The following is a 12670-nucleotide window of genomic DNA, read 5'->3' on the forward strand; positions in this document are numbered from 1 at the left end:
GCGTGCCGCTCACGCGCAGCGCGCGCTCAATCCGGATGCGCTGAGCCTCGCCATCACCTCGTCGAGATGCGCGGCGTCGCGGGTCTCGATGACGAGCTGCAGCAGCGTCGCCTTGGCCGGCAGCTCGGAGAAGGTGCGCTGGTGCGAGACCTCGATGATGTTGGCGCCGGCTTCTGCGAGCAGCGCGGCCACCGCGGCCAATTGTCCGGGTCTGTCAGGAATATCGAGCGAGAGCTGGGTCAGCCGCCCTTCGCGCGCGAGCTCGCGCGTGAGCACGGATGCGATCAGCCGCGTGTCGATATTGCCGCCGCTCAGGACGAGACCGACCTTCTGGCCGGCAAAGCGGGGCGGATCGGACATCAGCGCGGCAAGGCCGGCGGCGCCGGCGCCCTCGACGACCGTCTTCTCGATCGAGATCAGGGTCGCTACCGCGCGCTCAAGCTCGGCTTCGTTCACCAGCGCAATGTCGTCGACGAGGCGGCGGACGATTTCGGTGGTGATCTTGCCCGGCGATTTCACCGCGATGCCTTCGGCGAGCGTATCGCCGCGCGCCGGCAGATTGCCGCTGTGAATGGCGTTGTACATCGAAGGATAGAGCCAGGCCTCGACGCCCAGAATTCGCAATGACGGCTTGATTGCTCTTGCGGCGATGGCGATGCCGCTGATCAGGCCGCCGCCCCCGATCGGCACGACCAGCGTATCGAGCTCGGGGACCGCTCGCATCATCTCCAGCCCGACGGTGCCCTGCCCCGCGATCACCAGCGGATCGTCGTAGGGGTGGACGAAGATCATGCCGCGGGCTTCGCCATGCTGACGCGCGAACGCGGCCGCCTCCTCCAGCGTCGCGCCGGTGACGACCACCTCCGCGCCGTGGTGCCTGGTGTTCTCGACCTTCACCATCGGCGTGCCGATTGGCATGACGATGGTGGCGGGAATGCCGAGCCGTTTGGCGTGATAGGCGACGCCCTGGGCGTGGTTGCCGGCTGACATGGCGATGACGCCGCGCGCACGCTCCTCCGGCGTCAGCGCGGTGAGACGGTTGAGCGCACCGCGCTCCTTGAACGACGAGGTGAACTGGAGGTTCTCGAACTTGAGCCAGATCTCGCAGCCGCAGATGCTGCTCAGCGTGCGGCTGTAGCTGCAGGGCGTCTCGACGACGGCGCCGCGAATGATGTCGGCGGCGGCATGAACGTCGCCAGGTGCGACCGGAAAGCCGCTGAGTTCGGACGATGGGGTTTGGGACAACTCAGCCATGGGACAGCATAGAGCATCGGGCGGTTCGAGGCGATAAGCCAGCCGCTATTTGGTAAATTCCCGGGAACGTGAAGCCCGCCATAGCGTCCAGAGCGTGCGCAGCCGCGACGTCGGCTGCAGCGTGAACGGATTGCGGCCGGGCTGCGACAGGCGCTTGAGATCCGCCCTGACCTGGCTCAGCGGCAGAAACGCCGGGCGCGCCGCTTTCGGCACGTCCGCCAGCAGCGACAAGGCCGTGGTCAAATGCTGCTGCGCCTCGCCGGCGAGCTGCTCCAGCACGGCCCGCAGGTTCGGCGTCTCCTTGCCGGCAAACACGTCTTCCATCCGGCAGCCATGGCTCTCCAGCACCTGCTGCGGCAGGAACAGCTGGCGCTGCGAGGCATCGCGCGGCAGGTTGACGATGACCTGCGCGATGCCCTGCGCCAGCCCGGCATGACGGGCGAGATGTTCGACCGCCTCCGACGGCGGCGCCAGAATCCGCGCCGCCAGACCAAACAACGCCGAGCAGGTCGCGGCCAGATAGCCCTCCAGCGCCGCCATGGTCGGCATCGGGTCGTTGTAGAGGTCGAACTGGTGCTCCTCGACGAGCAGCGACAGCGGCTCGACCGGCAGGTCGAAATCACGGATCGCACGCAGCAATTCGGCAGCGACCGGATTGCCCTCGGCGCTGCCGTGGACGAGGCCCGAGAACAGGTCGGTCCACCATTGAAAGCGGATCTCGCCGGGCAAGGGCTGGCTGACCTGGTCGCGGACGCGGACGATCTCGACGTTGAAAGCGTAGAGCGCAAGCAGCGCGCGGCGCTCGGCGGCGGGCACGAACAGCGTCGCGGCATAGCGCGGAAAGTCGTGGCGGCGCACGAGATCGGCGCAGAAGGCGACGGAATCGGGCGGCGGCGCGCCGCTGCTCATGGCACCGCGATCAGCGCAGCCGCGACCCGCCGCCGCTCGCCGATCATGATGTTGTAGGTGCGCACGGCAGGTCCGGTCTGCATCGTGTCCAGCACCACCCGCACCGCTTTCAAGGCCTGGCGCAGCTCCGGCGGCGGCAGCCACAGCCCGGTTCCGGTGCCGATCAGGAGCGTGTCGATGCCGTTGGCGGCCGTGAACACCCGGTCGAGCGAATAGCGGTCGATCTTCTGGGGATCCGCCACGTCCCAGGCCCAGATCGCCTCGGGCAGGCACAGCAGCGAGCCCCGGTGCGACATGCCGGCGAAGGCGAAGCCGCCCTTGCCATAGGCCTCGATCGGCGCCGAGCGCGGGAAATGGGGTGCGTTGGGATCGCCGGCCATGAGTTTGGTCCGAATGAGCTTACTGCCCCCGCCAACTCGTGCGGAGGCGTGCGGTTCGGATCATGCCTTGCTTTTCTTCGCCGGCGCGGCCGTATCCGGGGCATCCTCGCGATGCTCGCCGACGCCGAGATAGATCAGGATCGGGGCCGCAATGAAGATCGAGGTGTAGGTGCCGACCAGCACCACGCCAAACATCATCACCGCGGTGAAGCTGTGGATCGCGTGCCCGCCGAACAAGAACAGCGCCAGCAGCGCCAGCGTCACCGTGAAGTGGGTGATGATCGAGCGCGACAGCGTCGAGTTGATGGATTCGTTGAGCAGCTGCGGCATCGGCATCTTCTTGTAGCGGCGCAGCATTTCACGGATGCGGTCGTAGATGACGACGGTGTCGTTGAGCGAATAGCCCAGAATGGTCAGCAGAGCGGCGATGCTGGTCAGGTCGAAATCGACCTGGCTGATCGACATGAAGCCGATCGTCAGCACGATGTCGTGCACGTTGGCGATCATGGCGCCCAGTGCGAACTGCCATTCGAACCGGAACCAGAGATAGATCAGGATCGAGACGATCGCGAGCATCAGGCCGACCATGCCGTAGGCAAGGAGTTCGCCGGCGACGCGTGGCCCGAGCACCTCGACACGACGGTATTCGATGGAATCGCCGAGAGCGCTGCGCACCTTCTGCACGGCATCCTGCTGCGCCTTGTCGCCGCCGGGCTGTTCGGCAACGCGGATCAAGACATTCTCGGGGCCACCAAACTGCTGCAGCTGGATCTCGCCGAGGCGCAAGCCATCCAGCGTCGTGCGCATCGCCGCGATGTCGGCCGCGCCGGACTTGGACCGCACCTCCAGCAGCGTGCCGCCCTTGAAGTCGATGCCGAGGTTCAGCCCGTGGGTGAAGAACAGCGTGATGGCGACGATCGAGAGCGCCGCCGAGATCGGGAAGCTGATGCGGCGGAAGCGCGTGAAATCGAAATGCGTGTCGTCCGGGACGATACGCAGCGACGGCAGCACGCCGAGGGCGGCGACCACGGTGAGGACGGCAATCAGAATGCCAAGCCCGATGAGAACGTAGTATGTCACGGTCTTAGCTCCTAGATCGGCACGCTCTGCGGCCGCTTCCACCGCACCCACCAGGCGACGATCAGCCTGGTCAGGGTGAAGGCGGTGAACACCGTGGTGATGATGCCGATGCCGAGCGTCACGGCAAAGCCGCGCACCGGGCCGGTGCCGATGTAGAACAGTACCGCGGCGGCAATGAAGGTGGTGATGTTGGAATCGAGGATGGTCGCCAGCGCCCGCTTGAAGCCGGCATCGATCGCCGAGATCGCGTTGCGGCCGCCGCGCAGCTCCTCACGGATGCGCTCGTAGATCAGCACGTTGGAGTCGACCGCGATGCCGACGGTAAGCACGATGCCGGCGATGCCGGGCAGCGTCAGCGTGGCGTTGAGCAGCGACAGCAGGCCGAAGATCATGGCGACGTTGATGGCCACCGCGATGTTGGCGAACACCCCGAACAGCCGGTAGGTCAGCAGCATGAAGATGACGACGAGGATGGAGCCGACGTAAGCCGCGAGCTCGCCCTTCTCGATCAGATCCTGGCCGAGGCCCGGACCGACAGTGCGCTCCTCGACCACCGTGAGCGGCGCCGGCAGCGCGCCGGCGCGCATCAGGATCGCGAGATCGTTGGCGGACTGGACCGTGAAGCTGCCCGAGATCTGGCCCTGACCGCCCGTGATCGGCTCGTTGATCCGGGGCGCGGAGATCACCTTGTTGTCGAGCACGATCGCGAAGGGCAGCCCGACATTCTCTTGCGTGGCCTGCGCGAATTTGCGCGCGCCCGAAGTATTGAACTTGAAGCTGACGACCGGCTCGCTGGTACGCTGGTCGAAGGTCGCCTGGGCATCGATCAAGTCGCCGCCGGCGACCAGGACCTGCTTCTTGACCACATAGGGCGTCGGCGGCGGCGACGCGCTCATCAGCAGCTCGGAATCCGGAGGCAACCTGCCCTGTTGCGCCTGGTCCGGCGACACGGTGGTGTCGACCATGCGGAATTCCATCTTCGCGGTCTCGCCGAGCAGCTTCTTCAGGCGGGTCGGATCCTGCAGGCCGGGGACCTGAACCAGGATGCGGTCATTGCCCTGTCGCTGAATCACGGGCTCGACGGTGCCGAGCTCGTTGACGCGGCGTTCGACGATCTGGATCGACTGCTCGATGGTCTTGCGCAGACGATCGAGCATGGCGGCCTGCGGGACGCTGAGGCGGATCACCCCGCCGCCGGCATCGCTCACCTCGAGGTCGCGCTGACCGCTGGATCCCATCAGGCCGCCCAGCGGCTGAGACAAGTCGCGCAGCTTGGCGAGCGCCGCCTGAACGTCGGATTCCTTGGTGATGCGAACTTCGGCCGCGTCGTTGCGCACGGTGACGCCGCCGGTGAATCCGATCTTGGCATCGCGCAGCGTCCGGCGGACATCGTCGCGGACCTGGTCGAGCCGTTCCTTCTTCACGTAGTTGGAGTCAACCTCGAGCAGCAGGTAGGAGCCGCCCTGGAGGTCGAGGCCGAGCACGAGCCGCCGCTGCGCCCAGGCCGGCCAGGTCTTGACCTGGGCCTCGGGGAAGAAGTTCGGGACCGCGCAGAGGCACACGATCAGCGCCGTCAGGATAATCCCGAGCGCCCTCCACCGCGTGAAATACAACATCGACTGGACCTGTCAGATCAGGAGACTTGAGATGCTCGCGAACGCGTTCACTTCGACGCGGCGTCGTCCTTGGCACTATCCTTGGCGGCGTCCTTCGCGCTGTCCTTGGATTCCTTCGCCGGCTCGCCCTTGGCGCGCACGCCGGAGATCATCTGGCGCATCTGCCGCACCCGCACGCCGTCGGAAATCTCGAACTCGATCTGGTCGTCGTCGACGACCTTGGTGACCTTGCCGACGAGGCCGCCCGAGGTCACGACGGTGTCGCCGCGGCGGATGTTCTTCACGAGGTCGGCGTGCTCGCGGACCTTCTTCTGCTGCGGACGCAGAATCAGGAAGTACATGATCACGAAGATCAGGGCGAACGGCAGCAGCGACATCAACATGCTGTTGGTGTCACCGGCGCCCGCGGCCTGGGCATACGCAGGGGTAATCAGCATTCGGACGATCCTCGTGAGAAACGGGGGAAAACCGGTCAGGCCTTCAAAGGCAACCGGTTCGGTCAAATTCGCGCGGACTATAGCGGCCATTGCCCCAATTGCAACGCTGCCAGACCGCCCTTTTAGCCACCTTGCGGCGGCCCGTCAGGCCCGATAAGGCTGCGTTCTCAGGAACTTCGGACATGCCCAAAAACCTTAGCAAAAGCCCGGCCGGCAAGGCCCCGCACCCCTGCCGGAAAGCCGGCCCGCGTCGCGGCAAATCGCCCCAAGGGGACCATCAAGAGGACCGTCAAAGCGCCTCGCGCGGCAGCGCCAGCCTCGCCCAGGAGCGCATCGTCCGCGCGCTGGAGACCATTGCGGCGCACCTCTCCGCCCAGGCCAAGCCGGCCGTCTCCGCCGAGTCGTTCGAACGGGCGGATGCCTATGTCTGGCACCCCGACGGCCGCCTCGCGCCCGTGCCGCGGGTCAGCCGCGTCGAGCTGTTCCTGCTCAAGGGCATCGACCGGATGCGCGACATCCTGATGGAGAACACCGAGCGGTTCGCGGGCGGCCTGCCCGCCAACAACGCCCTGCTCTGGGGCGCGCGCGGCATGGGCAAATCGTCGCTGGTGAAGGCCGCGCATGCCAGCATCAACGCGGACCGCAAGCTGGCCGACCGGCTGAAGCTGATCGAGATTCACCGCGAGGACATCGAAACGCTGCCGATGCTGATGGAGAAGCTCCGCGACGCCAGCTTCCGCTTCATCGTGTTCATCGACGATCTCTCCTTCGACGGCAATGACGCGTCCTACAAATCGCTCAAGGCCGTGCTCGAAGGCGGCATCGAGGGCCGACCCGAGAACGTCATCCTCTACGCCACCTCCAACCGCCGTCATCTGCTGGCGCGCGACATGATCGAGAACGAGCGCTCGACCGCGATCAATCCCGGCGAAGCCGTCGAGGAGAAGGTGTCGCTGTCCGATCGCTTCGGCCTCTGGCTCGGCTTCCACCGTTGCAGCCAGGACGAATACCTCGCCATGGTGCGCGGCTATTGCAGCCATTTCGGCGTCAAGGTCGACGATGAGGCGCTGGAGCGCGAGGCGCTGGAATGGTCGACCACCCGCGGCTCACGCTCGGGCCGCGTCGCCTGGCAATTCGTGCAGGAGCTGGCGGGCCGGCTCGGCGTGAAGCTGACGGCGAAGTAGCCGCCACATCCACAACCGTCATTCCCCGCCACCGGGTCTCGCCTTCGGCGAGCCCGATGACAGGCTCCGGCGGGGAATCCAGTACGCCGCGGCTTATCGGTTCAACAACGACTGTTTCTGAAATACTGGATCGTCCGCCTTCGCGGACGATGACAGCGCACTTTTTTGCGAGACTGTGCCCGACCGTAGCCGCGGCGCCTCACGCCCCGTTCAGGAATTGAAGCGGGTCAACCGGGCTCGATCCTTTGCGGATCTCAAAGTGGAGCTGCGGCGACGCCACCTCCCCGGATTGACCCGACTTGGCAATGACCTGACCGCGCTTGATGGTGTCGCCGCGCTTCACCAACAGCTCACTCGCATGGGCATATGCGGTGACGTAGCCGTTGGAGTGCCGAACCAGGACCAGATTGCCGTAACCTTTCAGCTCGTTGCCGGAATAGGCGACGACGCCGTCTTCGGCCGCCTTGACCGGCGTCCCCTCGGGCACCGCGACATTGATTCCGTCGTTGGACTTGCCGTTGGTCTTGGCGCCGTAGCTCGTGACCACCTTGCCGCGCACCGGCCAGCGGAAGGTCGGCAGCGCGCTGGTGGTCTCCGCAGCCTTCGCCGGGGTCTCGGCGGGCTTCTCTTCGACATTGGTGGTGGCCTGGGCGAGGCGCGCGCTCTGCACGGGTGCGCCGGCCGCGGCCATCTTGGTGGCGGGCGCGGGAGCGGCTGCAACGGGCTGCAGCGTCCCCGCAACCGGAGCGGCCGTGACAGGAGCTGCGGCAACCGGCGCCGCGAGGGCCGCGGTCTTTGCGCCGGGCACGGTCAGCTTGGTGCCGAGCTTCAGCTTGGCCGACGGATCGAGACCGTTGGCACGGGCAAGCTCAGCCGACGAGATATGGTTCTTGCGGGCAATGCTGGCGAGCGTGTCGCCGCGATTGACGAAATGAGTGCTCGGCGGCGCAGCCATGACGGCGACCGGCTTCGCAGCAGGGGCTGCCGCGACCGGAGTCGACGCAGGCGCCGGCGCAGCGGCCGTCGCCGGATGCGGAATGATCAGTTGCTGGCCGGGCGACAGCGCGCGCGGGCCCTTATAGCCGTTGGCGGCCAGGATCGCCTGCGGCGTGACGCGATAGCGCTTGGCGAGCACCTCGAGGCGTATCGCTGGTGCCGACGATGATCTTGGTCCCGCCGGCCGGCTGGGCAGCCGCGACCGAGCGCGGCGGCACGGTGGCCGTGGTCTCCAGATGCGGCTGCGCCGGCGGCGCGTAGGAGCTGACGCCACGCCCGCCTCCGGACACCCCGCCACCAGCCGCGACAGGATAGGATTGCGGGGCGGAGACCGCCGGAGGCGGCAAGGGCTGCGACTGATAGGCGCCGGGCGGGGTCTGCGGCCGCGCATATTGCGGCAGCTCGCGCTGCGGCGGCGGGGCCTGCTGCACCGTACCGGTGGCTTCGGAGGAGAAGGGATTGGAGAAATTCGACTGGGACAGCCGCGACGACATGTCGGCGCTGCACCCTGCGAAGCTGAAGGAGATCAGCGCCAGCACCGCGACCTGCGGTACGCGGCGCGAGTAAAGCAACTCGGCGACAGCGGACATGGTTACTCACTCGTACGCAACAGAACTGGTGCTTTAAGTAAACACGCGCCGAGTAAATAACGGCTTAACCCTCCCAATAAGATGTTGGCCACACAGCCGATCCGGAAATCTACAGCTCCCGCGCCACCCCGGGCAGCGCCGGCACGAAGCGGACATCGACCAGTTCCTTGCGCTCGACCCCGGCCGCGCGCTGCGGGTCAGGCGGATCAGCGTCTGCACGCCTTGATGCGGGCCGACCGGCGCGATCAGCATGCCGCCAGCCTCCAGCCGCTCGACCAGATTCTCCGGGATCTGCTCCATCGCGGCGGTGACGATGATGCGATCGAACGGGCCGATATTGGGCGGCAGATTGAGGCCGTCGCCAAGCATCACCTCGACATTGTGACAGCCGAGCTTTTCGAGCCGGGCGCGCGCCGTGTCCGCAAGCCTGCGATAGCGCTCGACCGTCAGGACCTGGCCGGCGAGCCGCGACAGCACGGCGGCCTGATAGCCGGAACCGGTGCCGATCTCGAGCACCCGGTGCCGCTTCTGGAGCTGCAGCTGCTCGGTCATGTAGGCCACGACGAACGGCTGGCTGATGGTCTGCCCGCAGGCGATCGGCAACGCGCTGTCACGGTAGGCGCCGTCGCGGTCGGCCTCGTCGACGAATTGCTCGCGCGGCACCTCCTCCATGGTTCGCAACACCGCCTGATCGCTGATGCCCCGACGCCTCAGCGTGAGCTGAAACATCATCTTTTCCGGCGGGTGCTGATGGGAGGTCATTGCCTGCTTGTGCTGTCCTGGCCGGCCCGGCGGGCGTCAAGGCCGGGCAGGAGAATCATGTTCCTGCTCAGGAACTCATGATAGCCTTCGTCGGGAGCATCTAACACAGATTGGCCTGCCGCGGACGAGCGGTGATGACCATTTTCAAGCGTCCGTCGGTCGAAACGCGCATTGCGTCAATTCGTGTAATCTGCGAACGTTTTCGGCAATGGGCAAGGACTCAACCATGACCGCGACAGGGCTTTCCGGCCGCTCTGTATTCCTCGTCGAGGACGAGGTGATGATCAGGATGATGGTCGCGGACATGCTCGAGGAGCTCGGCTACAAGGTCGCGGCCGAGGCGGGCGACATCACCGAGGCCATGCGGCTCGCCCAGGCGACCGAGTTCGACATCGCCATTCTCGACGTCAACGTCAACGGCAAGGTCATCTCGCCGGTCGCCGACGTGATCCAGGCCAAGGGCTGCCCGTTCATTTTCGCCACCGGCTACGGCTCCTCCGGCCTGCCCGAGCAGTACCGCGACCGGCCGGCGCTCCAGAAGCCGTTTCAGCTCGACGCGCTCGGCAAGACCATCGAAGCCGCGCTCCGCGGCGAATAGGATGTTTTCCGTAGCCCGGATGGAGCGCAGCGCAATCCGGGAATCTCGTCACGAGGCGCCGACGGCCCCGGATTTCGCTTCGCTCCATCCGGGCTACAGGGCCATCGCGGGCCGCTACTTCAGCATCGCGCTGAGCTCTTCCGAAAACGCCTCATTGGTGCGATCGAGCCTCAGCGGCGTGACCGAGACGTAGCGCTCGCGCAGCGCCGCCAGATCGGTGCCGTCGGCCGGCGTGTCCATCATCGCGGCGCGCTCGAAGCCGATCCAGAAATAGGGATTGCCGCGGCCGTCCTTGCGCTCGTCGACCCGCAGGAAACCGAGATTGCGCTTGCCCTGGCGGGTGACGCGGATGCCGAGCACATCCTCCGGCGCGCAGGACGGAAAGTTGACGTTGATGACGGTGTCCTTCGGGACGCCGGCGGCAATCACCTTGCGCAGGATGTCGGGCCCGAACCTGCGCGCGGTGTCCCACGGCGGGCGCTCGCGGGTCTCGAGGCTGAACTCCTGCGACAGCGCGAACGACGGCAGACCCAGGATGGTCCCCTCCAGCGCGCCGGCGATGGTGCCGGAATAGACCACGTCCTCGGCGACGTTGCGGCCCTTGTTGACCCCGGACAGCACGACGTCGGGCAGCTTGGGCCCAAGGATATGGCGCGCGCCCATGATGACGCAGTCGGTCGGCGTGCCGCGCACGGCAAAATGCCGAGGTCCGACCTCGCGCAGGCGCAACGGATCGTTCAACGACAGCGAATGCGACACGCCGGACTGGTCGAGCTCGGGCGCCACCACCCAGACGTCGTCGGACAGCGCGCGCGCGATCTCCTCGACGATCTTGAGGCCGGGGGCATGGATGCCGTCGTCATTGGTGCAGAGAATGCGCATGCGAAAGGTTCGATTCCAGAAAGGGGGTCTGAGCCGTCTTATCCGGCTGGGGGCGATCAGGCAAACCGGGCAATTGCGGTCCGGCGGCAGGTTCCCGGCCGGGGCCCGTCAGCGGCGGATGCGCCATTGCGGCAGGAAGCGCGCCAGTCGGCCTTCCGCCCGCAGCTGCATCGCCGGTACGGCCGGGCTCACGACGGGGGTCTCGATCACGCCGAGCGCCTTCAACTGCGCAACCAGCGGGTCCGACGCCGGCGCCTGCGGAAAGCGTTCGCGCGCCACCGTCAGCGCCTTGTCGAAATCGGCTGCATTCACGCCGGGCTTGGCCCGCCGGCTCTGCACGAGATCATCGTCCCACAGCCGCGCAATCTCGATGTCGAGCACGCCGCGCAGGCGCTGATCGATCGCCTGGATGCCGACCCCCGTCACCGCCCATTGTCGGCCGACCCAGAAAATGTCGCGGTGCAAGGCCATGAGGCGGAGGGTTCGCGTTGTCGAGGGGCCGGCAGGATAACCGGCCGCCCGGTCTTCGCAACGCGATTCTCGTCATGCTGCGTTTTCTTGACGCGAACGGGTACCCCACTTCGCTCGAAAACGCTTTAGTCGCGCGCGATCACCTTCACTCCGCCCATATAGGGCTGGAGCACGTCGGGCACCGCAATCGCGCCGTCCTCCTGCTGATAGGTCTCCATCACGGCGATCAGCGCGCGGCCGACCGCGGTGCCGGAGCCGTTCAGCGTGTGCACGAAACGCGGCTTGCCGTCGGGGCCGCGCGAGCGCGCATCCATCCGCCGCGCCTGGAAGTCGCCGCAGACCGAGCAGCTGGAGATCTCGCGGAACATGCCGCCCTCGCCCTGCCCGGGCATCCAGACCTCGATGTCATAGGTTTTTTGCGCCGAGAAGCCCATGTCCCCCGCGCACAGCGTCATCACGCGATAATGCAGGTCGAGCTTCTGCAGCACCTGCTCGGCGCAGGACAGCATCCGCTCCAGCTCGTCCTTGCTCACTTCCGGCGTCGTGATCGAAACCAGCTCGACCTTGGTGAACTGGTGCTGGCGGATCATGCCGCGCGTGTCGCGCCCGGCAGCCCCGGCCTCGGCGCGGAAGCACGGCGTCAGCGCGGTGAGCCGCATCGGCAATTGCTTCTCGTCGAGGATGGATTCGCGCGCGAGGTTGGTGAGCGAGACCTCGGCGGTCGGAATGAGGCCGAGGCGCTCGGTCCTCAGCCGCTCCTGGTCGGGCGCAACGAGAAGCTCGCCCTTGACCGCCCAGAACTGATCGTCCTCGAATTTCGGCAATTGTCCGGTGCCGAACATCACTTCGTTGCGCACCAGCAGCGGCGGATTGATCTCGGTGTAGCCGTGCTCGGTGGTGTGCAAGTCGAGCATGAACTGGCCGATCGCACGTTCGAGCCGCGCGAGGCCCTTCTTCAGCACGACGAAGCGCGCGCCGGAGAGCTTGGCCGCCGCCTCGAAATCCATGTAGCCGAGCGCGGTGCCGAGATCGTCATGCAGCTTCGGCGTGAAGCTGTAGTTGCGCTTGTTGCCGAACACGTGGCGCTGCACGTTGCCGTGCTCGTCGACACCATCGGGCACCTCGTCGAACGGAATGTTCGGGATCGCCGACAGCTCTTTGGTCAGCTCGTCGTCGGCGGCCTTCGCGGCGGCTTCGAGCTGCGGCATCGTGGTCTTGAGCTCGGCGACTTCGGCCATCAGCCTGGCAGCGCGCGCCTCGTCCTTGGCCTTCTTGGCGTCACCGATCTCCTTGGAGGCCGCGTTGCGCCGCGCCTGCGCCTGCTCGGAGGCAAGGATCGCCGCACGGCGCTTCTCGTCGATCGCCAGCAGCGAGCCCGACATCGGCTTCAAACCCCGCCGTGCGAGGCCGGCGTCAAAGGCTTGCGGATTATCGCGGATCGATTTGATGTCGTGCATGGCTGTCTTCCCGTCATGGCCGGGTTTATCCCGGCCATCCACGTATCTGCAGCC

Annotated in this window: 10 protein-coding genes and 3 pseudogenes; 2 read left to right on the forward strand and 11 right to left on the reverse strand. The window is 66.5% G+C overall.

Annotated elements, in window-relative coordinates:
• Window positions 1–9: 9 nt before the first annotated feature.
• The 6 genes from ACETMP_RS07410 to yajC are packed head-to-tail and all read right to left on the reverse strand — an operon-like array spanning window position 10 to window position 5676.
• The gene (locus tag ACETMP_RS07410; protein ID WP_375160447.1) at window positions 10–1254 is read right to left on the reverse strand and encodes a threonine ammonia-lyase; all 1245 of its coding nucleotides are present in this window, start codon (window positions 1252–1254) and stop codon (window positions 10–12) included.
• A 45-nt stretch (window positions 1255–1299) separates the two neighbouring features.
• The gene (locus ACETMP_RS07415; RefSeq protein ID WP_375160448.1) at window positions 1300–2163 is read right to left on the reverse strand and encodes a phytoene/squalene synthase family protein; all 864 of its coding nucleotides are present in this window, start codon (window positions 2161–2163) and stop codon (window positions 1300–1302) included.
• On the reverse strand, window positions 2160–2543 hold the full coding sequence (locus tag ACETMP_RS07420; protein WP_375160449.1) for an Mth938-like domain-containing protein: 384 nt from the start codon (window positions 2541–2543) through the stop codon (window positions 2160–2162). Before ACETMP_RS07420 ends, ACETMP_RS07415 begins: the two co-directional genes overlap by 4 nt.
• 60 nt (window positions 2544–2603) lie before the next feature.
• Complete coding sequence (gene secF / locus ACETMP_RS07425; protein WP_375160450.1) at window positions 2604–3623, reverse strand: protein translocase subunit SecF; 1020 nt, start codon at window positions 3621–3623, stop codon at window positions 2604–2606.
• Between the two features lie 11 nt (window positions 3624–3634).
• A complete protein-coding gene (secD, locus tag ACETMP_RS07430; protein ID WP_375160451.1) occupies window positions 3635–5239 on the reverse strand; it encodes a protein translocase subunit SecD in 1605 nt (534 codons plus the stop codon).
• Between the two features lie 47 nt (window positions 5240–5286).
• A complete protein-coding gene (yajC, locus tag ACETMP_RS07435) occupies window positions 5287–5676 on the reverse strand; it encodes a preprotein translocase subunit YajC (protein WP_028136247.1) in 390 nt (129 codons plus the stop codon).
• A gap of 182 nt (window positions 5677–5858) precedes the next feature.
• Between yajC and ACETMP_RS07440 the strand changes: the two are divergent.
• Window positions 5859–6860: pseudogene (locus ACETMP_RS07440) on the forward strand (ATP-binding protein).
• A 199-nt stretch (window positions 6861–7059) separates the two neighbouring features.
• Here ACETMP_RS07440 and ACETMP_RS07445 read toward each other — a convergent pair.
• Window positions 7060–8446 (reverse strand): annotated as a pseudogene (locus ACETMP_RS07445) (peptidoglycan DD-metalloendopeptidase family protein).
• Between the two features lie 109 nt (window positions 8447–8555).
• Window positions 8556–9208, reverse strand: a pseudogene (locus tag ACETMP_RS07450) (protein-L-isoaspartate(D-aspartate) O-methyltransferase).
• A gap of 226 nt (window positions 9209–9434) precedes the next feature.
• On the opposite strand from ACETMP_RS07450, the gene ACETMP_RS07455 reads away from it, so the two are divergent.
• Window positions 9435–9806, forward strand: a complete 372-nt coding sequence (locus ACETMP_RS07455; RefSeq protein ID WP_028136243.1) for a response regulator — start codon at window positions 9435–9437, stop codon at window positions 9804–9806.
• A gap of 114 nt (window positions 9807–9920) precedes the next feature.
• Here the strand turns inward: ACETMP_RS07455 and surE are convergent, their stop codons facing one another.
• The 3 genes from surE to serS form a co-directional block, all read right to left on the reverse strand.
• Window positions 9921–10688: a 5'/3'-nucleotidase SurE gene (gene surE / locus ACETMP_RS07460; RefSeq protein ID WP_375160452.1), complete on the reverse strand. Its 768-nt coding sequence runs from the start codon at window positions 10686–10688 to the stop codon at window positions 9921–9923.
• 108 nt (window positions 10689–10796) lie between these two features.
• Window positions 10797–11159, reverse strand: a complete 363-nt coding sequence (locus tag ACETMP_RS07465) for a hypothetical protein (protein WP_375160453.1) — start codon at window positions 11157–11159, stop codon at window positions 10797–10799.
• 125 nt (window positions 11160–11284) lie between these two features.
• On the reverse strand, window positions 11285–12616 hold the full coding sequence (gene serS, locus ACETMP_RS07470) for a serine--tRNA ligase (RefSeq protein ID WP_375160454.1): 1332 nt from the start codon (window positions 12614–12616) through the stop codon (window positions 11285–11287).
• Window positions 12617–12670 lie beyond the last annotated feature (54 nt).

Source organism: Bradyrhizobium dasycarpum (assembly GCF_042019905.1).
GTDB classification, from domain to species: domain Bacteria; phylum Pseudomonadota; class Alphaproteobacteria; order Rhizobiales; family Xanthobacteraceae; genus Bradyrhizobium; species Bradyrhizobium japonicum_B.